General features: G+C 42.2%; 30 protein-coding genes. 26 read left to right on the top strand and 4 right to left on the bottom strand.

The features are described 5' to 3' along the window. Nucleotides 1–3 precede the first annotated feature (3 nt). The 3 genes from HFU86_RS10545 to HFU86_RS20140 all read right to left on the bottom strand — a co-directional run bounded on the left by HFU86_RS10545 (nucleotide 4) and on the right by HFU86_RS20140 (nucleotide 2,788). Nucleotides 4–1,722 (bottom strand): PD-(D/E)XK nuclease-like domain-containing protein, encoded by a 1,719-nt coding sequence (locus HFU86_RS10545; RefSeq protein WP_187129232.1) that lies wholly within the window; start codon nucleotides 1,720–1,722, stop codon nucleotides 4–6. Further along, nucleotides 1,700–1,945, bottom strand: coding sequence for a hypothetical protein (locus HFU86_RS10540; RefSeq protein WP_187129892.1), 246 nt, complete (start codon nucleotides 1,943–1,945; stop codon nucleotides 1,700–1,702). The genes HFU86_RS10545 and HFU86_RS10540 overlap by 23 nt, the downstream gene beginning before the upstream one ends. Nucleotides 1,946–2,188: 243 nt before the next feature. Beyond that, complete coding sequence (locus tag HFU86_RS20140; protein ID WP_187129231.1) at nucleotides 2,189–2,788, bottom strand: helix-turn-helix domain-containing protein; 600 nt, start codon at nucleotides 2,786–2,788, stop codon at nucleotides 2,189–2,191. Between the two features lie 493 nt (nucleotides 2,789–3,281). On the opposite strand from HFU86_RS20140, the gene HFU86_RS20135 reads away from it, so the two are divergent. From HFU86_RS20135 to HFU86_RS10405, 26 genes are all read left to right on the top strand, one after another. Then, nucleotides 3,282–3,485: a hypothetical protein gene (locus HFU86_RS20135; RefSeq protein ID WP_187129230.1), complete on the top strand. Its 204-nt coding sequence runs from the start codon at nucleotides 3,282–3,284 to the stop codon at nucleotides 3,483–3,485. 21 nt (nucleotides 3,486–3,506) lie between these two features. Further along, nucleotides 3,507–4,466 carry a DnaT-like ssDNA-binding domain-containing protein gene (locus HFU86_RS20130; protein WP_187129229.1) on the top strand — a complete coding sequence of 320 codons (960 nt, stop codon included), beginning with the start codon at nucleotides 3,507–3,509 and terminating at the stop codon, nucleotides 4,464–4,466. Continuing rightward, nucleotides 4,435–4,908 carry a replication protein P gene (locus HFU86_RS10520; protein ID WP_187129228.1) on the top strand — a complete coding sequence of 158 codons (474 nt, stop codon included), beginning with the start codon at nucleotides 4,435–4,437 and terminating at the stop codon, nucleotides 4,906–4,908. The genes HFU86_RS20130 and HFU86_RS10520 overlap by 32 nt, the downstream gene beginning before the upstream one ends. A gap of 221 nt (nucleotides 4,909–5,129) precedes the next feature. After that, nucleotides 5,130–5,549, top strand: coding sequence for a hypothetical protein (locus tag HFU86_RS10515; RefSeq protein WP_255425970.1), 420 nt, complete (start codon nucleotides 5,130–5,132; stop codon nucleotides 5,547–5,549). Then, a complete protein-coding gene (locus tag HFU86_RS10510; protein WP_187129226.1) occupies nucleotides 5,546–5,908 on the top strand; it encodes a RusA family crossover junction endodeoxyribonuclease in 363 nt (120 codons plus the stop codon). The genes HFU86_RS10515 and HFU86_RS10510 overlap by 4 nt, the downstream gene beginning before the upstream one ends. A gap of 80 nt (nucleotides 5,909–5,988) precedes the next feature. Then, entirely contained in the window at nucleotides 5,989–6,534 is a 546-nt protein-coding gene (locus HFU86_RS10505) for a hypothetical protein (protein WP_187129225.1), read from the top strand. A gap of 344 nt (nucleotides 6,535–6,878) precedes the next feature. After that, nucleotides 6,879–7,055 carry a hypothetical protein gene (locus tag HFU86_RS10500; RefSeq protein WP_187129224.1) on the top strand — a complete coding sequence of 59 codons (177 nt, stop codon included), beginning with the start codon at nucleotides 6,879–6,881 and terminating at the stop codon, nucleotides 7,053–7,055. 93 nt (nucleotides 7,056–7,148) lie between these two features. After that, a complete protein-coding gene (locus tag HFU86_RS10495; RefSeq protein ID WP_187129223.1) occupies nucleotides 7,149–7,490 on the top strand; it encodes a hypothetical protein in 342 nt (113 codons plus the stop codon). After that, on the top strand, nucleotides 7,490–8,119 hold the full coding sequence (locus tag HFU86_RS10490) for a hypothetical protein (RefSeq protein WP_187129222.1): 630 nt from the start codon (nucleotides 7,490–7,492) through the stop codon (nucleotides 8,117–8,119). The genes HFU86_RS10495 and HFU86_RS10490 overlap by 1 nt, the downstream gene beginning before the upstream one ends. A gap of 38 nt (nucleotides 8,120–8,157) precedes the next feature. Further along, nucleotides 8,158–8,724, top strand: a complete 567-nt coding sequence (locus HFU86_RS10485; RefSeq protein WP_187129221.1) for a terminase small subunit — start codon at nucleotides 8,158–8,160, stop codon at nucleotides 8,722–8,724. Continuing rightward, nucleotides 8,721–10,202 carry a terminase gene (locus tag HFU86_RS10480; RefSeq protein WP_187129220.1) on the top strand — a complete coding sequence of 494 codons (1,482 nt, stop codon included), beginning with the start codon at nucleotides 8,721–8,723 and terminating at the stop codon, nucleotides 10,200–10,202. Before HFU86_RS10485 ends, HFU86_RS10480 begins: the two co-directional genes overlap by 4 nt. 186 nt (nucleotides 10,203–10,388) lie before the next feature. Continuing rightward, entirely contained in the window at nucleotides 10,389–10,604 is a 216-nt protein-coding gene (locus HFU86_RS10475) for a hypothetical protein (RefSeq protein ID WP_036964062.1), read from the top strand. A gap of 15 nt (nucleotides 10,605–10,619) precedes the next feature. Then, nucleotides 10,620–12,272, top strand: coding sequence for a portal protein (locus HFU86_RS10470; protein WP_187129219.1), 1,653 nt, complete (start codon nucleotides 10,620–10,622; stop codon nucleotides 12,270–12,272). Further along, a complete protein-coding gene (locus HFU86_RS20125; RefSeq protein ID WP_187129218.1) occupies nucleotides 12,269–12,592 on the top strand; it encodes a Bbp19 family protein in 324 nt (107 codons plus the stop codon). The genes HFU86_RS10470 and HFU86_RS20125 overlap by 4 nt, the downstream gene beginning before the upstream one ends. Continuing rightward, complete coding sequence (locus HFU86_RS10460; protein WP_187129217.1) at nucleotides 12,589–13,260, top strand: peptidase; 672 nt, start codon at nucleotides 12,589–12,591, stop codon at nucleotides 13,258–13,260. Before HFU86_RS20125 ends, HFU86_RS10460 begins: the two co-directional genes overlap by 4 nt. A 16-nt stretch (nucleotides 13,261–13,276) precedes the next feature. Next, a complete protein-coding gene (locus tag HFU86_RS10455) occupies nucleotides 13,277–14,266 on the top strand; it encodes a major capsid protein (RefSeq protein WP_187129216.1) in 990 nt (329 codons plus the stop codon). A gap of 64 nt (nucleotides 14,267–14,330) precedes the next feature. Next, the gene (locus HFU86_RS10450; RefSeq protein ID WP_187129215.1) at nucleotides 14,331–14,762 is read left to right on the top strand and encodes a Bbp16 family capsid cement protein; all 432 of its coding nucleotides are present in this window, start codon (nucleotides 14,331–14,333) and stop codon (nucleotides 14,760–14,762) included. Nucleotides 14,763–14,770: 8 nt separating this feature from the next. Then, nucleotides 14,771–15,112, top strand: coding sequence for a hypothetical protein (locus tag HFU86_RS10445; RefSeq protein WP_187129214.1), 342 nt, complete (start codon nucleotides 14,771–14,773; stop codon nucleotides 15,110–15,112). Nucleotides 15,113–15,163: 51 nt separating this feature from the next. After that, nucleotides 15,164–15,475: a capsid staple protein gene (gene gp10 / locus HFU86_RS10440; RefSeq protein WP_187129213.1), complete on the top strand. Its 312-nt coding sequence runs from the start codon at nucleotides 15,164–15,166 to the stop codon at nucleotides 15,473–15,475. Continuing rightward, the gene (locus HFU86_RS10435) at nucleotides 15,475–16,080 is read left to right on the top strand and encodes a hypothetical protein (RefSeq protein ID WP_187129212.1); all 606 of its coding nucleotides are present in this window, start codon (nucleotides 15,475–15,477) and stop codon (nucleotides 16,078–16,080) included. The genes gp10 and HFU86_RS10435 overlap by 1 nt, the downstream gene beginning before the upstream one ends. Then, nucleotides 16,080–18,536 carry a hypothetical protein gene (locus tag HFU86_RS10430; protein ID WP_187129211.1) on the top strand — a complete coding sequence of 819 codons (2,457 nt, stop codon included), beginning with the start codon at nucleotides 16,080–16,082 and terminating at the stop codon, nucleotides 18,534–18,536. The genes HFU86_RS10435 and HFU86_RS10430 overlap by 1 nt, the downstream gene beginning before the upstream one ends. Next, nucleotides 18,520–19,008 (top strand): hypothetical protein, encoded by a 489-nt coding sequence (locus tag HFU86_RS10425; RefSeq protein WP_187129210.1) that lies wholly within the window; start codon nucleotides 18,520–18,522, stop codon nucleotides 19,006–19,008. The genes HFU86_RS10430 and HFU86_RS10425 overlap by 17 nt, the downstream gene beginning before the upstream one ends. Continuing rightward, the gene (locus HFU86_RS10420; RefSeq protein WP_187129209.1) at nucleotides 19,008–19,583 is read left to right on the top strand and encodes a hypothetical protein; all 576 of its coding nucleotides are present in this window, start codon (nucleotides 19,008–19,010) and stop codon (nucleotides 19,581–19,583) included. The genes HFU86_RS10425 and HFU86_RS10420 overlap by 1 nt, the downstream gene beginning before the upstream one ends. Nucleotides 19,584–19,593: 10 nt before the next feature. Next, nucleotides 19,594–22,626, top strand: a complete 3,033-nt coding sequence (locus tag HFU86_RS10415) for a hypothetical protein (protein WP_187129208.1) — start codon at nucleotides 19,594–19,596, stop codon at nucleotides 22,624–22,626. A 2-nt stretch (nucleotides 22,627–22,628) separates the two neighbouring features. Continuing rightward, a complete protein-coding gene (locus HFU86_RS10410) occupies nucleotides 22,629–25,997 on the top strand; it encodes a hypothetical protein (RefSeq protein WP_187129207.1) in 3,369 nt (1,122 codons plus the stop codon). After that, complete coding sequence (locus tag HFU86_RS10405) at nucleotides 25,997–26,296, top strand: hypothetical protein (RefSeq protein ID WP_187129206.1); 300 nt, start codon at nucleotides 25,997–25,999, stop codon at nucleotides 26,294–26,296. Before HFU86_RS10410 ends, HFU86_RS10405 begins: the two co-directional genes overlap by 1 nt. Nucleotides 26,297–26,342: 46 nt before the next feature. Here the strand turns inward: HFU86_RS10405 and HFU86_RS10400 are convergent, their stop codons facing one another. Beyond that, nucleotides 26,343–26,594, bottom strand: coding sequence for a hypothetical protein (locus HFU86_RS10400; RefSeq protein ID WP_187129205.1), 252 nt, complete (start codon nucleotides 26,592–26,594; stop codon nucleotides 26,343–26,345). Nucleotides 26,595–26,715 lie beyond the last annotated feature (121 nt).

Below are 26,715 nucleotides of genomic sequence, written 5' to 3'. Positions count from 1 at the left end.
TGATTAAGCTTCTAATTGAAGTTCTTCTAACTTGCGTGTTTCAAAGTCAGTAAGATTAATGGTGAGTGTTTCGGTGACTGGTGCAGGCCATACGCCAGTATTCATTGAGTTATTGATATCGCGCAGCGTCTTTTTGTACTCTAAGCGACCAAGTTCAAGTAATTCTGGTGAAGCTTCGACGATTGCAACCCAGTGGTAATGAGGATCAGAGTTAACGAATATCCAATAAAACTGGTCAAGTTGCGCGATATCGGAATACATACCTGCACTGATGTGATAATCGCGATTAAGTATTTCTCTGCGGATCATCGATGTGATTGCTTCTTGCTTAAATCGACCAAGAGAGACGGATTTCAAATCAAAGCCAATTCTATGGTTGTCATTCAGTTGAATTTCAATATCTGGTCTAACTCTTGTTTCAAGCCCTGTATCATCGTCAACACCGTAATAACTGACTTCTGATACCCGGTTTGGATGATTGATTAATGCGCTAGCCTCTGGATGATTCATTACTGCATCGCGCATGTTTTTAGCTGTTTGAAAATCAATTGTTTCAACTTGAATTTTCGTTTCGTCACTTCGCCATGCGCCAATTAAATCATCTTCAAATACTGCATCAGGTTTAATCGCTTTAATTGATGCTGCAATTTCTTCTTTCTTGCCTGATTTTTTAAGAGGTTCAGGTTTGCTAGTTTCCTCGGCCCATAAATCAGGGTTAATTGTGTAAACTTGATTTAGTAAAAAATCACGGCTACCAGATGTTTTTAATGGCTCTGGTAGTGTTGCATTAAACTCTTTAATGCAGGCTTTCATTGCCGCGGCTGTATGTTTATCTGACTCAGATATCTTTCTGAATTCATCAGGTAAATCAGCATACAGCCCGCCAATTTCTTCTACTGAACCAGATAGCGGCAATGGTGCTGGTAGTGTTGCGTTGTGGGCTTCGATTATTGCTTTTAGCTCGTCAGTGCTACGTGGTTGAGGTAAGCCAGCATTGTATTCATCAATCCATTTCGTCATGGAGTCTGTGTTTGTAAAAGCTCCCTCTGGAATTTCAGGACGAACACTAAATTCAGTGCCGAACTTTTCAGGCTCCATCGTCAATGTATGAAACGCGCTACCTAAATCAAAACAGCGTTTATTTTCACGAAGAATGATTTTTCTTACGTGTCTGAGGTTGTAATACATCAGGCTTATACGAGCATCTTTCAGCATTGAACTACTGATACCGTTTGAGCTGTGATAAACATCATTAGGGATATCAGGGTAACGCCCTGGTTCAAAGTAAGGTGGTTCATTTATGGGGCATTCATTAATAATTACTCTTGAATCATCACCAATTTGTTTATCTTCATTGGCGTGAGCAACTACATCAGGCTTATCCTGTTCTGGTACATCTACAGGCTCAGATGATAACAGTGATTTAAAATACTGCTTGCGGTCAGCGTTTGAGCGAAACTTTTCAGGGTTTTTAATGACATGAACAAATGCATTGATGATGTCATTATTATGTAATTGCATGAAGTTTGGTGTTGCCATTGAACTTAGCGATAAATCAAAAGCAATCTTTTCAAATTGCTGCATTTCTTCGCTGATGCGCTCTTTGCTTAAGTGGTCAGTAAGCGCGTGCAGGTTATCTGCGGTGTTAATATCGTTAGCCATTAGGATCGCGCTAACAATATTTGCGAGGTTACGTTTTTCAAATTGTTCTTGATTGTTCATTAGAAAATTCCTTGTCGGTTTGAATTGCTAGGCTGGTGGTAAAAGCCCACTTAACGCCGTCTTTAAAACTACTAAATACTTTCTTGTTTCCACGCACGATAAACACATGAAAACCATTTTCGATAAAAAACATCATTTCAATCACCTTTTGATAAACAAAATGTTTATGTTTGTGGCGTGAAAAAAATCCAGCTAAAACAGCTAGATTGATTAATATTGTCACTATCCAAATCTTGCATTCCGAATCTACGGGTTAGCTAAGACATTCTGTGGCTCACAGAATTTAGGAGTGTGATAGCCATTCTGTATTGTTAAAGAGCGTTAACCTTGTGGGTTAATGTTAGATAAATAATAACCCTTAAATGATGGTTGTCAATCGCTAAAATGAAATAAATTAAACAAATTGTTTATCTTTGTGCGTATAAAAAAGCCAGCTCGAGGCTGGCTATAATCATAATGCTTTGTTTTAATTTTCATTTTTACTAATGATGAACTCAATAAAGTCTTGGATTTTTTCTTTCTCGTTATCGGGTAGGGCTGCAAACTTTTTATGATCGTAGTGTAGAACGTCTTCATCGTCTTTTGACATTAAAAGCTCATAGGGCTTTCTGCCGAGTGCATTAGCTATTGCTGCAACACTATCAATAGTAGCGCTAGATTCATTCTTGATTATCCGGTTAACTGTTGCTTGACCTAATCCTGAGCTAACCGATAACTGTGCTTGCGATTTGATGCCATCAACCAACATAAATGTAGTGATGTTATCGCCAAGTATGCGACCAATATCTGTAGGCTGTCTGGCTAGTTCATCCGCAATTTGTTCAGCCGGAGAATTTAAGTGGTCCTTATCCATGTAATACTTTGGAAGTTTGGTAAGGAACTCAATTTTTCTAGCGACAGGATCGCTTAGTGAGCGATGACTTTTCATATCTGATGACATTAAATAACGAGAAATAACGTTCGGAGCGCAACCCAAAGCAGTAGCCAAGCGTTTTTGTTTCCCTTCGTAATGCTTTTCTATCACAAAGACAAGATTGTCTCTTCTGATATCCTGGATGCTTTTCACGGTACGTTCTTCCTTTGTGTGTAATTTGCTCGATATTGTTTATTCTGTTTATCTATTAAATATCAAATTAACCTTTGAGGTAAATTCCCAATTTGTTTATCATGATTTCAATTTCCGTGATTTGTTTATCTTTTTGGGTGGTTAATATGGTATTTACAGACTTTAAAACATTCTGGAATAGTCTATCTAAACGTGAGCGTCAGCAATTTGCAGACAGCGCAAATCTGACCGTCCAGTATATTTCTATTCATCTTCGCTATTGCAGCCGTAGCGTGTCATTACAGACAGCTAAGCGGTTGCAGAAGGCTTTAAACACATTCGGAATAGAGCTAACGCTAGACCAAATAGCAGATAAATTTATGAAGTAAATCACACTAGGCCGCGAAAGCGGTCTTTTTTTGATTATGGTGATAAACAATAACTCATTTAAGGTTGATTTATTTTTTGTTGCTGTGTAATCTTACTGCACACATAACTGTAATAGAGGTTTTCAATGAAAGTTATTAGTAGAAAAGAGGCGGCAGTTAAAGGGCTATCTCGTTTTTATACGGGTAAACCATGTGTACATGGTCATGTTGCTGAGCGCTTTGTAAGTAATGGTGTTTGTGTTGAATGTGCTGCTAAGCACGCTGCAAATTACCGTGAAAGCGTTAATAGCATTCTCAAGCAGGCAAGAGAAATGGGAGTTCAAGCATGATGATTGCAGGGAATCTTATTTATGAAAATAGTTCAGGGGGTTGATATGGCTCGCATAAGAACCATTAAGCCGACTTTTTGGACTGATGAGGACATGGCTGATATTTCAGAGGCGGCATGTTTACTGGCGATTGGTTTATTAAATTATGCAGATGATGAGGGATATTTCAATGCTAATCCAAAGCTCATTAAAGCCGCTGTTTTTCCTATACGGGAAACCTCCGGTAGTATTCCGGTACTGCTACAGGAGCTTTCCAATTGTGGTTATATTAGCTTATTTTCTGCTCAAGATGGTAAGCGTTATGGGCTGATAAATAATTTCACAAAACATCAGGTCGTTAATAAGAAAACTCCAAGTAAAATCAAAGAACTAAACCTACTACCGGAAAACTACGGTAGTGATACTGAAGGACTACCTTTAGGAAAGGAAGGGAAAGGAAATATAAAACCTCTCTCTAATACGCGCGAGGATAATTTTCAATCTGATCCGAATGCTAATAATTCTATCTTGAACGGTCGTGTTCCAGCTGGTGGTTTTGGTGTGAATGATAAATTTGTGATGTATCACGGTTGGGAGCCTGATCAGGACTTCACCCAAAAGGCTGCATACTGGGGAACGACACTCAAAGAGCCGTTACAGCCTCATGAGTTAGCCGAGTTTATAACCTACTGGGGGGCAGAGGGAAAAGCCAAAACACATGAGCAATGGGAACTAGCTCTTGCTAAAGGTCTGAAACACAGTCGATTGAAAAACGAAAAGGTGGTGAAAAATGGGGCAGGTCAGAGAGCTAAGATCGATAGCCAGTTCGCAGGAAAGCCAAAAGCGATGCAGGAATTCTTACAACACGTCCTCGATAAATACGGGCAAGACGCTGTTGACGCTCTGGCTGAAGATGATCGAAATCTACGGCGACAAATGGAAAAACAAGAATGGCACGGAACCGTCATTGATGTGGAAGCAAGCGCTAAGCGCATTGAGTGACCAGCAGCTGGACGGATTGTTTAAATTCTGTATCGATCGCTGCATGAATGGTAATCCATGGCCACCGGAGCTATCAGACGTGATTGTCGCGTTATCTGGTGAAGCTGCTAAGCAGAATCCATTTGGGCTTGATCCTGACGAACAGCTTAGAGACTTTCTAACCTACTGCGCTAAGCGCAATAACTACCGGAGCGCAGAAATGTACCCATTCAAACACCCGGTTCAGTACTGGATGTTTACAGACCTTAGAGATCAAATGCTTGAGCATCGATTGACTGATATCGAATGTGAGAGACGACTGGCTAAAATGCTTGCCAAATGGACTGAACGAGTTCACAAGGGGGAAGTTGTACCAAAGCCAACACTAAAAGTTGAAGACAAAACTAGACCACCGCCAGCATGGATGGAATTACTAGGAAAAAGTAAACAACGGAGACAATGAGATTCAAAGGTTATCAAAATCGTTAGCAGGATTAACATACTGGCATTTTTGGTATGCAGGATGATAATCACATAGGTTTAATTTGAAAATCAAATGTAGAGCGTTACAGAGCGTTTTAAAGGGTGGTAAGAAAATCAATTCTTACTGATTTTTTATGGTTGAAAAGATAAACAAATTGTTTATATTAACCGCGTGGGTTAATCGAATTCGAGGTAATGGTTATGTTATTTCAGGATCGAGTCATAGAAGCACTTAAATGCGGCAAAAGCATGACGATTAAAGGGCTTCGCAATCACATTGAAAGTACTGGCGTTAAAGCAGCGTATGGCGCTGTAAAGCACGCTGTTATTCAACTTGAAAAGTTTAATGTTATTTCCCCTGCAGTTGTCGAGGGTTCGCCTTGGTTGGGTTACAAGCTGAATGATAACTACAAAGACGGCTTGAAGCTTCAAGCAAGCAGCAGCAAAAGATACATGGTGAGAAAACAGGTTCATAAGCCTGTAGAGAAGCCAGTCAAGGTTATTGAGCCTACGTATGGTCCATGGCGCCAAACAGGTGAACCGGCACGCTTACAAATCATGTTTAACGAGCTACTGGCGAAACCAAGGGCGAAGCGTATCAAGCGAGGACTGGCGCAATGAGAACCCTTGATTATCCAGTTGTGCCAGTACCTAAGCCGCGTATGACTCAGCGTGATAAGTGGCAGAAGCGACCTGCGGTAATGCGTTACCGGGCGTTCTGTGACGAGGTGAGAGCAAGGGGTATTAACTTGCCTGAGAGCGATTACCACGTGATTTTTGTTATGCCTATGCCGAAGTCATGGAGCAAGAAAAAACAGGCTGAAATGGACGGTAAGCCCCACCAGCAAAAACCAGACAAGGACAACTTAGAGAAAGCCTTACTAGACGCCATCTTTGACGATGATTCGCGCATATGGGATGGGCGAGTTTCTAAGGTGTGGGGAACCACAGGAATGATAACGGTAAGGTTACCGGAATAATCGACAAATCATGAACTTGTTACCAATAGGTAAATAAGTGATTGAAATTACTAAATTAGAAATGAATAAGGTAATTAATTATGAAACTGAAAGTTAATCGTGGAACGTTGCTTGCCGTCATGGAATGTATGGCTGTTCGTGATGTGCGTTACTACATCAATGGTGTTTGTTTTCTACCCGATGGGAAGGTAGTGGGAACTAACGGGCATATGCTTGCTTATGGTCATCATGACAATGAAATTACAGACCAAGTGATTTTGTCTGTTGGGAAGTTGCCTACCAAGACATTTGAATACGCTGTTTTCGATACAGAGGAAGAGATTGTAAAACTTCACTCAGAGTCTGGTTTTGTTGTTGGTGTTGGACTGTGTAGTGTTATCGATGGTCGCTACCCAAATATTAATCCTCTTATCGAATCTACCGCAAAAGCAGATGAAAAATTACCGTCTGTGTTGTGCCTAAACTCTGGCTATTTATCCAAGCTGGAAAAGGTAGCCAAGTTTGTTAATCCACGTATGCCAGCGTATGAAATAAGAGTGAAGTCAGCCACTGATGCTGTGGTGTGTGAAGTTAAGAACCCACACGATGAGCGCGTTACTGTGATGATCATGCCGATGAGATTGTAATCATGGCAACTATCTCAATAAAGCACCCCAAAATTGATGATTTCCATAATGGCATTAAGCCAATGCCTAAGCTTTTCCGTGTGGTAAACGTAGAGCTTGATGTTTTGCGTAGCGGCCTTGGTAGTGGCTATGGTGTCATATTTGATTGTGATGCCGCCGTAATCAGATTGGTAAGGCGAGTTAAGCATTGTGACGGATGGTGATGGCAACTGGTTAGAGAGCATAAAGACCAGGAGGAATGGGATTATTGCTTTGAGCCTGACCGTGAGTGTCTGAACAATCTGAATTGGGAATTAGGGCTGTTTTACTAAACAAACAATCGTGACATGTCACGCGAGGTAAATATGAATAAACAAAAAAAAGAGTGGAAAGCAAAAGTTAAATACTGGACTGATACCCAATTGATTGAGTTAACTGGCGATACTGTTGCTTGCGTGCTTAAGATGATAGCAAGCTTACCGGAAAATCAAATTAAAGATTTAAATGAAGAAATGAAAAAGCTAGGTGTTCATTACAGCTAACAATCAGTCAATGGAGGCTTTGTATGCTAAAAACTTACTTAATATTCGTTGCGCTCTGGTGCGTGTTCGCTTTAGCTGTGGGGATGTTATTCAATGGCTAAATCACCAGCAGAGCGCAAAGCAGCGCAACGTAAACGCCAGCGCGATGCTGGCCTTGTTACTCCGCAGTGGCAGGTGGAAGCCGAAGAGCACGAAATGATTAAGCGTAATTGCGCGTTGCGTAGACCAGGGCGCGAACCGTACGACGAGTCAGAATACATTCAAATGCTCATTCGTAACGATGATGCACGGCTGAAGAGTGAGATTTCTGAGCTATCAAAGCGTTGCTGTGGTAAGTGTGGGGAGCAGCTACCGGTTTCTGGTTGCTGCCTTGACGGTGATTCAGAGTGCTGGGTAACCAGAGGGTGGCATGAGATTAAATTAGAAGTAGAATAGTGAAAAATTATTTAGCTAAGGAATTAGTTATGACTGTGGTTGAAGGTTTCTCTATTTTTGGAAGTTTGGCATCGGCCGTAGCTATAATCGTGAGTTTAATTGTGTTTTGGGTTCAAAGAACAAATGAGAAATCAGTAATTGAAAAGCATACTCAAAACGAATTAAAGGCATTGAAAATACTTATCTATGATGAGGTTAGGAATAATTATATTTATTTCAAGCAGATAATGCAGTTTTTTGATGATGTGAAAAATAATAAAGTCGCATCTTGCAGAAGAGCTGATGGGCTTGATGAATTTTACTTTAATTACACCAAGGAAGATGGTAGCAATGTTTTTATTTTAGCTAGGGATCATTCATCTGTGGTTATTGATAGGTATTTGTTGGATATATCTAGAATAGATGACAATCTTATAGGATTGCTCATTGACTTAAAGTTTTTATTAGATGGTTTTAATAAAGTTACATTGAAAGGGCTTCGCTTATATTTTGATACAAAACCTACCAAATCAGAGTTAATTGATTTTGTTTCAGATGTTGGTAACTTGCCATATAGATATAGAAGTTTGTGTAATCAAATTTTAAGTATTTGCAATGTTAAGGATGGATTTAAACCATATCAGATTTGAAGTTTAACTTTTCAGTGGTCATAATAACCGTAGAGGTGATGATTATGACCACAAAGAAAACACGTAAGCCACCAGCACGGAAACCTACACCACTTAACGCTCAAATGGAGCGCTTCTGTCAGGAATATATCAAAGCTCCTGACAATCAAACCAACGCGGCGCTAGCAGCAGGTTATGCCGAAGTTAGCGCCTGTAAGCGTGCATCACAACTCATGAAAGACCAGCGCGTCATTGACCGTATAGCACAGCTTATGCAGCAGCGTAATAAGCGCAAGAAGCTAGACGCCGATAGTGTGTTAGAGCGATTGGTTAATATGCTGGATGCCGATATCGCAGATATTCTCACTAATACTGGTGATATCAAGCCAATCAGCGAATGGTCACCTATTTGGCGTAAGAGTGTTGCAGCGTTTGATATCATCGATATTGACGGCAACACTCGAATCAAGAAAGTTAAGTTACTCGACAAAGTTAAGATATTAGAGCTTGTCGGTAAGCACGTTGACGTTAACGCATTCCGTGAGCGCTATCAGGTCGATGTGACTATTTCCCTTGCTGATAAGTTGGCAGCAGCCCGTAAGCGTGCCGCTGGTGGTGATTCATGATTGAAACTATGTCGCCAGAAGAGCAACTAATTAACGATATCGGCATGTTTACGCATGACCCGTTAAGCTATGCGCTATACGCATTTCCATGGGGTGAATCTGGTACCGAACTTGAAAATGCTAGTGGGCCTCGTCAGTGGCAAGCGGAAGCACTAAACGAAATAGGTGAGCACCTGCGCAACCCTGATACTCGCCACCAGCCGCTACAGCTTGCTAGGGCATCAGGTCATGGTATTGGTAAATCTGCTTTCATATCGATGATTATCAAGTGGGGAATGGACACCTGCGAAGATTGCAAGGTAGTTGTTACTGCCAACACCGAAAACCAGCTACGCACTAAAACATGGCCAGAAATTGCGAAGTGGCAGCGCTTATCTATCACTAAGGATTGGTTTACCTGTACCAAAACCGCTATCTATTCCAATGACCCTAATCACGCTAATGCTTGGCGTGCTGATGCTGTGCCGTGGTCAGAGAACAACACAGAAGCATTCGCAGGGCTGCATAACCAAGGCAAGCGCATCATTCTAATTTTCGATGAAGCCTCAAACATTGCGGATCTGGTATGGGAAGTAGCTGAAGGTGCTTTGACGGATGAGAACACAGAAATTATCTGGATAGCATTTGGTAACCCGACACGTAATACAGGGCGTTTCCGTGAGTGTTTCCGTAAGTTTAAGCACCGCTGGAAAACCAAACAGATTGATAGCCGTACAGTTGAAGGAACCAACAAAGAGCAGATTGATAAATGGATTGAAGACCGGGGCGAGGATAGCGACTTTGTTAAGGTTCGTGTGCGCGGCATCTTCCCATCAACATCTGAAACCCAATTTATACCCACTGGTCTAACTGATGCAGCAATGAAGCGCACAGTAACACAAGCAGAGGTATCACACGCACCAATTATCATAGGCGTTGACCCTGCATACTCCGGTGATGATGATGCTGTTATTTATATGCGCCAAGGGTTACACAGTAAATGCCTGTGGACGGGTAACAAAACTACTGATGATATGGTTATGGCTAAGCGCATTGCTGACTTTGAGGATCAGTTTGGTGCTGATGCTGTTCATATTGACTATGGCTACGGCACAGGGATTTATTCTATCGGCACGGGATGGGGGCGTGATTGGCAGCTTGTGCAATTCGGTAGCGCGTCTACAGACCCACAAATGCTAAATAAGCGTGGTGAGATGTATAGCAGCGCTAAAACATGGTTAAAAATAGGCGGTGCGCTTGATGACCAAGAAACAGCTGATGATTTATCCGTGGCTGAATATAAGGTTAGAGTTGACGGTAAAATCGTACTAGAACCAAAGGAAGAGATTAAAAAACGTATCGGACGTTCCCCTGGTAAAGGTGATGCGTTTGTCTTAACGTTTGCTTACCCAGTCACCAAAAAAGAACGTAATAACATTTCTACATCTAGTCATGGCGGTCACGTTGTTAGTGATGCTGATTACGATCCATATGCCTAAATAACAGGCAAAAAAAATGCCCTCACGAAGAGGGCAAATGTAAGCAAGGGAACGGCACTTGATAACGAGCAAAGGAACATCCGACTAACTACCTGTGACCAAAATGTATCTCGTGGTTTTATATTTGTCAAATAAGATATACAATAAATACCAAGTGATATTATTGTTTATCTTATGAGGTGATATATGTGTGGAGGTCTTTTTGGTGGTACGCCTAAGATTAAAACCCCGCCACCAGTGCAAGCAGCGCCGCAAGAACAGGACGAAGCTGTAGTGGGTTCTCGTGATGAAGAACAACGCCGCCGCCGTGCTGCCGCTGGTCGTAAGTCAACATTGTTAACCGGTGCGCAGGGTGCGACTAGTTCAGCATCAACCAGCGGTAAAACGCTACTTGGTCAGTAACCAAACGGGGGCGGTATGAGTTTAAAGCAGGATTTATTAAAACAACTCTCACAGCTTAAGAATGAGCGACAATCATTTGAGCCGCACTGGAAAGAGCTTGCAGAGTATACGCGCCCTCGTAGCACTCGTTTTAACACATCAGAAGTTAATCGCGGTGATAGACGTAATACGAAAATCATCGACCAAGAAGCGGCTAAATCAGAGCGTACTTTATCAAGTGGCATGATGTCAGGGATTACTAGCCCTGCCCGTAAGTGGTTCCGTTTGGCTACGCCAGACCCTGACATGATGAACTACAGCCCTGTGAAAATGTGGCTTGAAGTAGTTGAGCAACGCATGAACGAAGTGTTCAACCGTTCAAATATCTATCAGTCACTACCGCAAACTTATTCTGATATCGGCACATTTGCCACCAGCGCATTAGCTGTGCTTGAAGATAACGAGCGCGTTATTCGTACTGTGCCTTTTCCAGTTGGTAGTTATTACATTGCAAATGGCCCCGACTTAACCGTAGACACTTGTTTCCGTGAATTCAGCATGACAGTGCGTCAACTGGTTATGGAGTTCGGGCTAGACAAAGTGAGTGAGCAGGTTAAAAGCCTATGGGATTCTGGCAACTATAGCCAATGGATTACTGTTATTCATTCGGTCTACCCAAATTTAAACCGCATCAGCGGCAAGTTGGACGCCAAGAACAAGCTATTTAAGTCCGTTTACTTTGAAATGGGTGGAGATAGTGAACGTGTTCTACGTGAATCTGGCTTTGATGAATTCCCTATTATGGCGCCACGTTGGGAAGTGAATGGTGAGGACGTATACGGTTCATCGTGCCCTGGAATGATTGCGTTAGGTAGCGTTAAAGCATTGCAGCTATTGCAACGCCGCAAAGCACAGCAGATTGATAAAGTGACCAACCCGCCAATGCAAGCGCCTGCCTCAATTAAGAATCAGCGAATTTCACTTGTACCTGGAGGAATAACTTATCTTCCAATGGCTGGCGCTGACCAAATGATTAAGCCGATATTTCAAGTACAAGCCGACATTAACGGCTTGATTGCTGATATTGGCGATACTCGCAATCAAATCAAAGAAGCCTATTTCTCTGACCTTTTCATGATGATGCAGTCTGTAAATACACGTTCAATGCCCGTTGAGGCAGTAATTGAAATGCGTGAAGAAAAGCTACTCATGTTAGGGCCTGTCTTACAGCGTTTAGATTCTGAACTGCTTGATAAGTTAATTAACCGTACGTTCGCAATTATGGCGCGTAAAAACCTCTTACCTGTTCCACCAGAAGAAATGCAGGGCATGCAGCTTAAGGTTGAATACATTTCCGTAATGGCTCAAGCGCAAAAATCCATTGGAGCAAGCAGCATTGAGCGCTTTGTAGGCTTCGTTGGTGGTTTGGCGAATATGAAACCAGAGGCACTCGACAAGCTGAACACCGACGAAATGATTGATAACTACGCTGAATCAATCGGTGTTTCTCCAACTATCGTTTCATCCAATGACCAAGTGGCAGCCATTCGCCAGCAGCGTGCAGAGCAACAACAGCAGATGCAACAAATGCAAATGGCACAAGAGGCAATCGCTGGTGCTCAGGCGCTTGGCAATACACCAATGGATGATAACAGCGCCTTAGCTGCGCTTGCGGGTGGTGGTCAATGACACAGTTTGATGATTACTCGGAAGAGGAAAAGGCAGCGATTAAGGCTCATTTAGAGCTTAAAGAAAAACTCAAAAGAGAGCGTGAGATAGAGGATATCAAGCAAATAATGAGCACAGAAGCTGGTCGCCGTTTTGTTTGGAGGATCACTAGCTCATGTGGTGTTTTCGATATTTCATTTACTAATGACCCGTATGTTACCGCTTTTAACGAAGGCGCTCGTAATCAGGGGTTGATGCTATTAAGTGATGTTATGGAGTTCTGCGCTGAGCAATATCTACTCATGGCAGAAGAAGCCAAAGAACAGGAGAACAATCAATGAATTTATTTCAACGCTTACTGTTTCGTCGCCTTTGTAATGAGGTTTCAGTTGATGGCGGCGAGGGTGGTGGCGGTGCGCCAGCGCAAGAGCCAGCACCAGCAAAACAAGATGCGCCAGCAAGTAGAGATAATCCAGCGCCTGCAGGTGCAGAGCCTAGTAAGACTGATGATAAGGCCAATCCTGAGCCAAAAGGTGATGACAAGAAGCCTGTAAGCGCTGCGCCTGAAAAGTATGAGTTTACGGCTGGCGAAGGTCAGGAACTGGACAAAGAAGCGATAGCAGCGTTTGAACCTATCGCGCGTGAAATTGGTTTAAGCAACGAGCAGGCGCAAAAGATTGTTGATGTCTACGGCTCTACAATCATTCCGCAAATTGCCAAGCAGCAAGAGGCCGCATGGCAAAAGCAAGTAACCGAATGGGCAGAAACGGTAAAAGAAGATAAAGAACTGGGTTCTGTTGAGTCAATCGGTAATGCACAAAAAGCTATGGATCAGTTCGGTACGCCAGAGCTTAAGCAATATTTAAATGATTCAGGACTTGGTAATCATCCTGAGTTATTCCGTATTTTTTCAAGAATTGGCAAGGCCATGTCTGAGGACGGTTTTGTTAGTGGCAGCAGTGAAAACGCTCGCAGTGCTGCGGATGTTCTTTTTGGTGATAGCAAATAAGGTATAGGAGAAAATTATGCCTCAAGCTCTAACATTGGCTGACTGGGCTAAGCGTCAAGACCCAAACAGTAAGCAAGCGAAGATCGTTGAACTGCTCAACCAGTCTAACGAAATTCTTGATGATATGGTGTTTGTCGAAGGTAACTTACCTACAGGCCATCGTACAACTGTCCGCACAGGTTTACCTTCTGCAACTTGGCGTTTGTTGAACTATGGTGTGCCGCCAAGCAAATCAACTACTGCACAAGTTACAGATGCTACAGGCATGCTGGAAACTTACTCAGAAGTTGATAAAGAACTTGCTGATATTAATGGTAATACAAGTGAGTTTTTATTGTCAGAAGCACAGGCCTTCATTGAATCCATGAACCAGCAAATGGCTGAAACATTGTTTTATGGTGACACTACTGTACATGCACAGCGCTTCACTGGTTTATCTGCGCGCTTCAATGATTTAAGCGCTAAGAATGGTGTAAACATCATTGATGCTGGTGGCACTGGCAGCAATTTAACCTCTATTTGGTTAGTAGTGTGGGGGCAGAATACCGTTCATGGCATCTATCCTAAAGGTTCTAAGGCTGGCCTTGAACAGAAACACTTAGGCGAAGTTACATTGGAAGATAAAGACGGTGGCAAGTATCAAGGTTACCGCACTCATTTTCAATGGAAAAATGGTCTAACTATGCGCGATTGGCGTTATGTGGTTCGTATAGCTAACGTTGACCTGTCTAAGTTAACCAAAGACCCAGAAGCTGCAGGCGCTATCGACTTGCCTGATTTACTGATTCAGGCGATTGAGAAAATCCCTAATTTGTCTATGGGTAAACCTGTTTTCTATTGCAATCAGCAGGTTCGTAGCTGGATGCGCCGCCAGATTAAAAACTCAAAGAACGTCAATATTTCTATGCAAGAAGTTGCAGGGAAGAAGGTTGTTTCTTTTGATGAAATCCCTGTGCGCCGTACCGATGCAATTCTCACAACTGAGGATCAGGTGGTCGCTAAGTAAGGCAGGCCTATTGTGCGGTGCCTGAATAGGTACCGCTAACTTAATTTTGTTGGGAGTTCGCAACATGATTTTAGATAAAGAAACTTTATTTTCTCTCGACCAAGCAGTAACCGCATCAGCGACTGCGACCAGTATCATTGACTTAACACCAGTTAAAGGTGATTTCCGTGATATCGGTATCGGTGAGCCGCTGCAACTGTTTGCACAGGTTACTGAGCAGGCAACGGCTGCAGGTGACGCAAAAGTACAAATCGTACTGGAAACATCAGCAGATAAAGCGTTTACAACGCCTGTTGCTATCTTCCAGTCATTTGCTATGCCAATTGCAGACCTGAACGCAGGTAAGCGCATTGTCGGTACCGTTCCGCATGGTGTTATTAAGTATCTGCGCCTACGTTACGTTGTCACAGATGGTCCATTAACTGCAGGTAAATTTACCGCGGGTATCGTGCTTAACGTTGATGCTCATCCTATCTACAACGCTGTAACTAATTAAGGTGTGACATGTCACGATATAAAGTTTTGAAAAAATCATTTATCGCTGGTCGTCTGCTTGAAGTTGGTGAAGAGGTTGAATACAGCGGTGTTGCTGGCAGCAACTTAAAGTTGATTGGTGGTGATGATGCTAAATCTGATGCTGGCACTGTGGTTGATGGTGCTGGTGGTGATAATGGTGAGATTGTAACAAATGCCGCCATTAGTGGCTCAGGCGATACAGTTGATTCAAGCCTTGAAGCTTTGCGCGAACAGTACACACAGCTATTTGGTAAAGCACCTCATCACAACATGGGCGCAGATAAAATGCGCACAGCGATAGATGAAAGACGTAAAGAATTAGCGATTTAATTTTCGCGTTAAAGGGGGCGAAAGCCCCTTTTTCTTTTGGAGATACAGACAATGAAAATGGTCAACCTGAAAACCAGCACAGAAACGTTTGAGAATGCGAATGGCGTCAAGGAAACTCGGGATGAATACCCGTATGGACTAACGCTATACCTTGATAATGAGACATTAGAAAAGCTTGGTGTAAGCATTCCTGATGTTGGTGAGTCTATTGAGTTGTCTGGTATCGCTAAAGTTAAATCAAAATCAACCAATGAGCGTGAAGGTAAAAAATCAATGTCGGTTGATTTGCAGATAACGGATCTGGCCTTGGGCTCAGGTGATAACAAATCGGCGGCAGATGTTTTGTTTGATGGGGGTGAGTAATGGCCTCAGAAATCGAAATCTGTAACTTGGCGCTTAGCCGCATTGGTAATAGCCGATTCATTAACAGCCTTAGCGAAAAGAGCAAAGAAGCGGAGCAATGCAACCTACATTTTAATCATTGCCGCGATACTACGCTCTCTGATTTTCCATGGAACTTTGCCAGTAAGCGTGTTGCTTTGGCTAATACCAATAACCCGCCGCCAGATTGGAAGTTTGCCTATAGCTATCCAACCGACTGTTTAAAGGCAATAGCTATTATTCAATCTGGCCAGAAATATCCTCAACCGCACAATGCGATTAATTTTCTGGTGGGTTCGGATGCTGACGGCACTGGAAAACTGATTTACTGCGACCAACAGCAAGCGTGGCTTCAATACACTGCGTCAGTCACCGATGTGAATATGTTTGATTCATTATTCATTGATGCGCTGGCATGGCGTTTGGCTGGTGAATTGGCACGCCCATTGGCTTCTAACACTGGTATTGGCAATGAAGCATTTCAGATGTACACAATGTCGATTGCTAACGCTGGCGCTCACTCCCTTGATGAATCATCAGAGCCTAACGACTATATGGACCCATTCACCGAAGCGAGGTTATCGTAATGGCCTATAGCATTATTCAACCGAGTTTTTCTGGTGGCGAAATAGCTCCCAGTTTATATGGTCGCATTGACTTAGCGAAGTATTCAACCGCTTTGCGTAAGTGCTCTAATTTCATCGTGCGTCAATATGGCGGCATTGAAAATAGGCCAGGTACTAAGTTTATTGCGGCTGCAAAATACCCTAATAAGAAATGCCGCTTGATCCCGTTCCAGTTCAGCACAGTGCAAACGTACGCCCTTGAAATGGGTGATAAGTACATGCGCGTAATTAAAGATGGTGGGCAGGTTCTATATGCCGAAGGTGAGCATAAAGGTGAAATCTTCGAACTAGCTACGCCATACAAAGAAGCAGACTTGTTCAATTTAAAGTTCACGCAGTCAGCAGACGTAATGACCATCGTACATGCTGATTATCCACCAATGGAATTGCAGCGTTATGATCATGATGATTGGAAGCTGGTACCCGTTGAAACTCGCAATGGTCCGTTTGAAGATATCAATGTTGATAAAGATAGAAAGGTTTACGTTAGCGCTAGCACTGGAGAAGTGACACTAACTGCAACTCATAATATTTTTGGCACTGAGTTAGTTGGTAAGCAAATCTATATAGAGCAGCAGGCAGTTGATGCTGTTCCTGTGTGGGAAACGGATAAAACAACCAATAAGAATGATCAGCGCCGTGCCGGTTCTAATTATTACAGAGCAAACACATCAGGTAAAAGCGGAACATTGAGACCATCACATACAGAAGGTATGAGTTGGGATGGGTGGGGCGGTGATACTGGGATCCAGTGGGAATACCTGCATAGTGGTTTCGGCATCGTTAAAATCAATTCTGTCAGCGCTGATGGCTTAACAGCAACGGGGAAAGTTATTTCTTACATTCCATCAAACGCAGTTGGCGAAAGCAATGCCACATACAAGTGGGCGCGTTCGGTTTGGAATGATGTAGACGGATACCCAAGCACTGTTATGTATTATCAGCAGCGCTTATTTTTTGCTGGCTCTCGTGCATATCCTCAAACCATTTGGGCTAGCCGTAGTGGGGACTATAAAGACTTTGGCAAGAATAACCCTATACAAGATGATGACCGTATCATCTACACCTATGCAGGACGCCAAGTTAATGAAATTCGTCACTTAATTGATGTGGGTTCGCTGGTGGCCTTAACGTCTGGCGGTGAGTATCAAATTACTGGGGATCAGAACAAAGTATTAACGCCGAGTAGTTTCTCTTTTTCTTCGCAAGGCGCCAATGGTTGTAGTGACGTTCCGCCTATTGCCGTTGCCAATATTGCCCTGTACATCCAAGAAAAAGGTAGCGCAGTGCGTGACCTCGCGTATTCGTTCGACGTTGATGGGTACCAAGGCACTGACCTTACCATCATGGCTAATCACCTCTTTCAACGTCACCAGATTATTGATTGGGCGTTTTCTATTGTTCCTTACTCAATCGCCTGGTGTATTCGTGACGACGGAAAATTACTTTCATTGACATACCTAAGAGAACAGCAAGTCTTTGCTTGGGCGCCACAAGAAACAGACGGGCAATTTGAATCAACCTGCAGTGTCAGTGAAGGTAATGAAGATGCGGTTTACTTCATTGTGTGCCGTAAAGTTGGTGGCGGTACGGTGCGTTATATCGAGCGTTTGAGCAGTCGCCTATTTACTAATACAGAGGACGCTTTCTTTGTTGATTCTGGTCTAAGTTATGACGGCAGAAATAAAGATGAATCTAGCGCTGTTCGCCTAACTACAGCCGATAACTGGACGTACGAAGGTGATATTACCTTAACAGCCAGCAATGCCATTTTTAAGGATAGTGATATTGGTAACGCTATTCAATTACCTTACTTTGAAGATGAAGAGAATAAAACGTTACGTTGTGAAATTACTGAGTTTATTAACACTCATGCGGTGCGAGTAACACCCAATCGTGATGTGCCTGAATTGCTACAGGAAAAGCCATTAAGCGAATGGGGCTTTGCACGTTTCAGATTTGAAGGGTTACAGCATATCGAAGGTAAAACCACCAGCATTCTGGCTGATGCAAATGTATTGCCTCAGCAAAAAGTATCTGGCGGCGCTGTGTCATTAGAAGAGCCAGCCGTAGTGGTTCACATTGGCTTACCATATGTGAGTGATATGGAAACTTTAGATATTCATATCAATGGGCAAGAAACGCTACTCGACAAAAAGAAACTGGTTAAGACCGCTAGCCTTATTGTTAATTCGAGTCGAGGGATATTTGCTGGTACCGAAAAAGACCGACTATATGAATATCCACAGCGTGAATTCGAGTTCTATGATAACCCGGTTGATGATGCTACTGGCGTAGTAGAAATTAATCTTGATGCGCAATGGAGCAAAAATGGACGAGTGTATGTCAGACAGTCAGATCCATTACCTCTATCTATCTTAGCTGTTATACCTCGTTTAGATGTGGGGGGCTTCTAATATGGCAAAAAGTATTGTTCAAATCGTACCTGCAACATTAGAGCACGCCAAAGCATTGGTACCGCATGTTAGACAGGCTGATATCGATGAATTCTATGCCATGAACCTATCAACACCTGAGGAGGTTTTAGCCTCAGGTATCAAGCTATCTACAAAATCATGGGCAGCTATTTTCAATGGTGAAGTAGCCGCTATCTTTGGTGTGTCTCCAGCGTCCATTATCGGTGGCGTCGGGATCCCCTGGTTGGTTGGCTCAGATATTTTAGAGAAGCATCAGAAAGCTTTTCTACGTCGCTGTAAGCCATTCGTTGGTTTAATGCTGCATATCTATCCTGAACTACTTAATTACGTTGATGAGCGCAATTACGTTGCTAAGAGCTGGCTGCATTGGTTAGGGTTTAAGTTAGAAGACGCAAAGCCAATTGGTGCGCTTAATTATCCATTCCACAAATTCACGATGAGGGCTAAATAATGTGTGATCCTATTTATGCCGGTGTTGCAATGCTTGCTTCATCAGGAATGCAAGCTTATAGCCAATATCAATCCGGTAAGTTTAACGCTGATGTAGCCAACCAGAATGCACGACAAAACGAACAAGCAGCGAATGATTCAATCAATCGTGGTAATGCAGAAGCAGAGAAACAGCGCTCACGCACACGGCAATTAGCTGGCTCACAGGCTGCGGCAATGTCAGCGAGTGGGCTTGATTTAAGTTCATCAGGTGCGCTTGATATGTTTGGTGATACCGCGGCAATGGGGGAGTTGGACGCTTTAACACTGGTTAATAATGCGAGTCGTGAAGCGTACGGCCTACGTATGCAAGCAGCTAACGATAGGTTACAGGCAAAAATGTCACGCCGTGAAGGTAACTTTGGTGCAGCTACAACATTATTAACTGCACCAATTAAAGCATACGGTGCATATCAATTAGCTGGTGGTGCATGGGACCCATTCTCTGGAACATCTAGTGCAGCAGCTAGTAGTAGCTCAAGTGACAACCTATTCGATATTGCAAAGAAAAACGGCACTAACCGTTTTGTATTCTAAGGGGGGATGCATGCCAATTGTACCAACGTATAAAGAACAACAGGTTAGTTCATCACCTCTACCTAATAATGGTTTTAGTGTCCAATCTAGCCCTGAGCATTTCGGAGCGGGCTTTGGTCATGCTGCAGAGCAGTACACAGTATTATTCGCAGAAGCTAAGCAGCGGGCTAATGTGGCACTGGCACAAGATGCGTCATTACAGCTTAGACAAAAAGCCAATGAACTGATGAACGATCCGCGCAATGGATTACTTGCTATGCAGGGTAAGAATGCTATTGGTAAAGGTTATGAGTTTGAGCAAGCATTTGATAATGCCGCTGGTGAAATAGCTGGGACGTTGCAGGATGATGCGATTAAAAGCATGTTCGCACAGCAAGCAAAAGAAATGCGCTTGCAGTTTAGTTCGCAGGCTAATAAGCATGAAATGGGGCAAATTAAAGCTTACGAACAAGATCAATTCCAAGCAACGTTATCTGTTAATGCGGAGTCAGCTGCTAGCTTGTATGGTGATAACAATGCTTACCTATCAGCAAACAAACAAGTATTCCAACAAATAGAGGAGTTTGGCTTTTCGCACGGTTGGAGTGATGAGCAGATTCTAGCCAAGAAACAAGAATTTAAAACAGCCACAGCCAAGAGAGCTATTGAAAATCAGATAGGCTCTGATTATATGCAGTTTATGCAGCAGAACGGAGAGCCGTCAGATAACGGTGGTATCAGTCGTTCATCAACGTATTACGGCGGTTCGGTTGGCTCAACGCAAGGAATGATTGAGCAGGGTAACATCAATTTACTTAACAGACCAGCTGTTAAAAATAAAGACGGTTCGATTAGTACGGTAAGGACTATTTCAATTGGTACCGACCAGGGCGAAGTATTAATTCCAACTGTCAGTGATGATGGTCGATTGCTTTCTGATGATGAAGCTATCGCACTCTTTGAAGAAACTGGAAATCATTTAGGTGTTTTTGATAACCCTGATGATGCAACGGCATACGCAGAAAGCTTACATAATCAGCAAGAGAAAACTTATGCCAAAAATGGAAGTGGGGCGCGCGGCGTTCGTAATAACAATCCGGGTAACATTCGAAAATCAAAAGATGTTTGGGTAGGTCAAACCGGTAATGATGGTTCTTTCGTTACGTTCGCTACGCCAGCACACGGCATTAGGGCTACAGGAAAAAACCTATTATCGTATGCAAGGCAGGGGTATGTAACACCTGAGCAAATCATTACTCGCTGGGCTCCACCTGAGGATGATAACGATACTGAAGGTTATATTAAATTCGTATCTGATTATCTCAATGTTCCTCGTGATACTGTTCTTGACCTAACAGACTTAGATACATTAACACGCCTATCAATGGCGATAATGATTCAAGAGAATGGACAAGGTGAAGTTAGCAAACTATCTAATGATGATATTTCCAGTGGGATTCAATCAGCGCTTGGATTAGTAAGTTTACCTAGCTCACCTAATACACCAAAACGCTTAACTGGTTCAGTGGCTTTCGATGCACTTGACGAGTCAGACCAGGCAAAATACTTGAAGCAAGCTGAGCAAATGGACAAGCAACGCCAGCAACAATTACAAACTGAACTTGGAACTACTATTTCTGATTCCTACGCCGCATGGGAAAACGGTCTTGATGCACCTAATGCGCCATCTGAAAAAACTATTATTTCTGCTTTTGGTTATGACAAAGGCACTGCAATGATAGCGGATATGCGAGAAGCTAAGCGATATGCTGGATTGATATCAGCAGCTAAAGATATGACGCCACAAGCTCAACGCTCATTATTAAATGGCATCATGCCAAATCCATCTGAAAGCAATTACGCAAGTAAAATGCAGCGCTGGGAAAAATTCGGTAAGTTTGTTGATAGCAACATCAAAGCGCAAGACAAGGTGTTTTCTGCAAATCGTCTGCAGTTATCTATACAGAATAACTTCCCGCTAGATCCTAACGATAAAAGCAATCAGGATGCAGCAGACAACTACTTTGCAAACAATATCGAATCATCATTCAATATTCGTGATGAGAATAGTTTAAATGCAGTAGCTGAAATATCTAGCCGTACTGGAATTATTCCATCGCAAATTAAATCAAAACTGGTGACTGGTTCAACATCAAGAAACCCTGAATTAGTCATTCCAATGGCTAAAATGTACGGACAGATATTTGATAATAATCCATCTGCTATTAATGGGTTATCTACTGATGCCATGGCTTACTATGGAAAAATATACGATTTAACGCGTTCAGGTATGGATAGTGAAAAAGCCATAGATATTGCATACAACCTAACTTATGAGCAGAACGATAGAACCAAGGCGATTATCGCTGAACAGATGCGCGATAAGAAATATAGCAAAGAAAGGGAGAAAGCAGCGCAAGGTAATATTAATAGTTTCTTTGCATTAGGTGGTTTCTCATCGCCAAATATCACCAAGCCAAGTGTTAGTAACCGTGAATATATGCGAGATTACCAAACGCTTTATGATGCAAACTTTGCTAGTACTGGTGGGGATCCGGATTTAGCTAAAAAAATGACGGATGCACAAGTTAAGAAAACATGGGGTGTCACATCAATAAACGGTAAAGATGAAGTTATGCGTTATGCGCCTGAGGCAGTTTACGGTACCAGCGAAAGTGGCGCTGGTAACTGGATCATTGGTCAATGGCAAGAAGAGCAAAAACAGCTTAAATCTAAAGTGTTTGGTGGCATGCCTAGCGATGCTGAATTTGTTTTAGTTCCTGATGCGGTGACTGCTCGTGATTACAGTTATGCAATCATGCTAAAACAAACCGGCAGCGATAACATCCCTGTATTTACACCTTTCCTTGGTGATAACGGAATGCCGTCACGCTTTAAGCCTGAACAATCATTATCACCAATGTATCGTGAGGTTATGGATAAACGCCATAAAACATATCAAGAGGCTAAGAAAGAGCGCGAGATATTAGAAGGTAATGCCAAACCTGAGCCTATTGATTATGGTTTCAGCAACACACTTAACACCATGTTCGGGAGAGAATAACCATGCCTATTTATGAAATGAACCCAAGTGATGTAATGGGCGCTGATATTGGTTTAATTAAACAACCTGAACCTCAATATGGTGAATCAAATGATGTTGGTATTCTTGATGCTGCAAACCCTTTCAGTGATAAAAATGAGGTTTCTAGGCTTCGCGATGCAGCATTTAGGATTGATAACTCAGTAGGTAGTTTAATCGCCACCATGCCTTTTAATCAGTTCGAAGAACAAGACGGTTATAATCCATTCGATGATGAACGTACATTAATCGGCTATGAGGATTTTGCAGATGCATTTATTCACTCTAAATCACCAGAGGAAACATCAGCAATAAAACAACGTATTAATAGGCAAATACAAGATAGGCAATTACTGCAAGATGCTGGTGGAGCTGGATTAATTTCAAGCATAGCCATGGGGGTTATTGATCCTATCAATGTAGCAGCAATGATGGTACCTGCAGGCACTATTGCGCGTGGCGGTGATGTATTAGCAACAGCAAGTAAATTTGCCGTATCTAACGCGCTTGGTGGCGTTGCTTCTGAATTGGCTTTATCTGCTACACAAGAAACGAGAACACTTGAAGAAAGCGCGTTGAACGTAACGTTTGATGCTATGTTAGGTGGCATGCTTGGTTCGGCGGCTCAGTTGGTTAAAAACAGAGGGCAGATAGTCAGTAAGTTTAAAAACGATGTGTTAGGCGAACAACAGACAGTGCAACAAAATATTCCTGATAACACCAGTGTAGGTGCAATGGAAGTTCCTGATACCACGTTAGAACAGGAAGCATTGAAAGGTCCATCATTTATTAATAGAACAATGAATGTTAGCCCTGTCGGGCGCGTGGCTCAATCACCATCAAAAACAGCGCGGCAAATTAACCAACAACTTGCAGAGAACAATTTTACCTTTGCAAAAAATGAAGATGGTATTGCATCGTTTACAGCGGTAGAAACCAAGGTAAGAGGATATGAAGCACTTGTTTATAAGCAAGTTGAATCAACCAAGGACTTTTATAAAACCTATCGTAAAATGGCTAAAGAGCGTGATGGAAGTCGATTAAGCTTATATGAATTTAGTGAGCAAGTCGGTGATGCTATGCGTAATGGTGATCGCCATGCAATACCAGAAGTCGCAGAAGCAGCAAGAGCCGTGCGTCCTATTGTTGAGAAAACTAAGGATCGCATGGTTGAGCTTGGTATCTTGCGTGAGGGGGTAACTGTATCAACAGCAGAAAGCTATTTTCCTCGTATTTATAAGTTCGACAAAATACTGAATGACCGAGCAGAATTCCGCACCATCATTGCCGATTGGTTACAGGAAATGAATCAGCGCACAGTGTACAAAGCTGAATCTAGCCTAGCTAAAGCCGATTCAGGAATAGAACAGGCTAGAGCATCCGCACCACAAGCAGAAAAGTTGAACGCTGAAATAAAAGAGGCTGAACGCTGGTCTGGTAAAAAACAGCTTTTAATGGATGAAATAGAAAAGAGCCGAAAATTAGTTGCAGAAAAAGAAGCTGTTTCAGCTGAAATTGAAATACGCAAAACAAAAAAAACAACTAAAAAACTTGAGCAATTAGAACGTAAACTTATGCGTATTGAAGAGGCTGAAAATAAACTGGCTTCCTATCAACGTTCTTTAGACATTTTAGACAACCCGCGCCAGTTTAGAAATGAATATCGCCAATTAACCCGTAAAGCAAATTCATTGACTCGCTATGATAATCGCCGTCATGCAGCATTGCGTAGAATGGAACCATTAGCGCGTGAAGAGGTTGAAGCTGCCGCGGATGATATCATTAATAAAATTATAGGCGCACCATCTGGCATTGTGCCAAGTGAACTGATCCCTGATGGATTAACTAAGCGCGCAGGTTTCACTAAATCACGTACGTTAAATATTCCTGATGAGCGTATTAAAGACTTTTTAGAGTCAGATGTTAACTACGTAATGGAAAATTATATTCGCCAAGTTGCACCAGAAATAGAGTTAACCGCACAGTTCGGGCGTGTTGATATGGATGCACAAATTAAAGCCATTACCAATGATTACAATACGTTAATTTCAGAGGCTAAAACTGCAAAAGAACGTGGCAAATTAGAAGCCAGAAGGGATGCTGATTTACGCGATATTCGCGCCATGCGTGATAGGTTATTAGGTACCTATGGCGCACCTAAAGATCCATCAAGTTTCTTTGTTAGGGCTGGCCGCATTGCTCGTCACGTTAATTTTTTGCGCTTGCTTGGTGGTATGACAATTTCATCATTGCCAGATATGGCCAGACCGATCATGCAGCATGGTTTGCGTAGCGCATTAAAACCATTAGGCAAAATGTTAACCGACATTAGCGCAATGAAGATTGCCAAAGCTGATTTGCGTGAAATGGGGATAGGGCTTGAATATGCATTATCTAGCCGCTCTAAAGTTATTGCTGACCTTAACGATCCATACGCTCGCAGAACTTTTCTTGAACGTGGTTTGGAGTGGTCATCACAAAAGTTTGGTAATTTTACACTGATGAATCAATACACCGACACAATGAAGATGTGGACTGGTGTTGTTACGCAATCAAAGATACTCAGAGCTGCGCAAGAGGTTGCAGCTGGTAATGCATTAAGCAGCAAAGAAATTAAAAAGCTGGCGCATCTTGGCGTTGATAAAAACATGTTGGAGCGCATAGCTCAGCAATATTCAAAATACGGTGAAGATTTAGACGGCATGTTAACCGGTCATAGTCATTTGTGGGATGATCGTGTAGTACGTGAAACTTTCCAAGCGGCGGTATTGAAAGACGTTAGAACGACTGTAATTACACCCGGCATTGGTGATACACCATTAATGATGAGTAGTGAATTAGGTAAGATTGTAATGCAGTTTAAAACTTTCTTCTTTGGTACCCACAATAGAGCGTTAGTCTCTGGTATTCAGTCTGGAGATGCATCATTCTACTACGGTGCATTGTTACAAATTTCATTAGGCTCATTGGTTTATGTATTAAAATCAATGATGGCAGGGCGTGAAATAAATGCTGAACCTGCTAACCTTGTGAAAGAAGGGTTAGACTGGTCTGGAATGATGGGCTGGCTAGGTGAGCCTAATAACCTATTAGAAAACCTCAGTGGTGGCTCGTACGGGATGAGTGCCATGTTTGGTGGCCCACCAGCATCACGCTATCAAAGTCGTAACGGTATCGGGGCGTTATTAGGCCCTACATTTGATCTTGGCGGTGACATTCAAAATATTACTGCAGGCGTAATGAATGGTGAGTTTGATGATAGAGAAGTCAGATCGGTAAGGAAACTGTTACCATTTCAGAACCTTTTCTATTTATCACCGTTGCTGAATCAAGTAGAGGAACAATTAAAATAATGGCAAAAAAAGAGGAGTTAAAGAAGTTAGTAAGCGATCGTGACTCTAATCATGTAAGCCACAATGTTTCAAAGTTATTTTTAGTAGCTTCAATTATTGGAACAATTATGGGGTTCATTTTTCATCATGATGAAACAGTTTTATTCGTGTTTGTCGTAATAGGTTTTATTTTTTATTTTTTTCACACACGAGAGAAGCTAAAGAAATCAGAAAGAGAATTGGATTATTCATGTCAATTATTGTTTGGAAAGAATTATAAAGAATCATCCTCTGAGTTTTATAATTACTTGCACAAATAAACAAAAAAGCACCTATGCGGAGGTGCTTTGATTTACTCTTAAGCGATTACTTGTTTAACTCGTTGGCGATGTATTCAATATGCGTCTTGATGTTCTCTTTAACCTTCAAACTCAGATTTATGTAATTCATCATTGCTGTAATTTCAATGAGCGCCGCGCTCACGTCACATCCTTTACTATCCAGTTTTCTTAGTAGTTCTTCTACGTTCGACTTGCTAATCAACTCCTTCATTCCAGTTTCGGTATTAACTTTTTCTGCATAGTTATCGGGTGCTGGGAAATTAATTACATCTTTCATATTAACTACCTATGTGATTTAAGGAGCTTATACAGTAACTGAAAAAACATCACTATTGTTTATCTTTATATATTTAATATTAAACAATATTCCGTTAATGAATTTTAGTGGCTATCATACA

Origin of the sequence: Providencia sp. JUb39, from assembly GCF_012272845.1 — a bacterium.
In the GTDB taxonomy this organism is placed as follows: domain Bacteria; phylum Pseudomonadota; class Gammaproteobacteria; order Enterobacterales; family Enterobacteriaceae; genus Providencia; species Providencia lanzhouensis.
The sequence above is the reverse complement of the archived record's forward strand: the minus strand, read 5'-3'. Positions and strand labels throughout refer to the sequence as shown.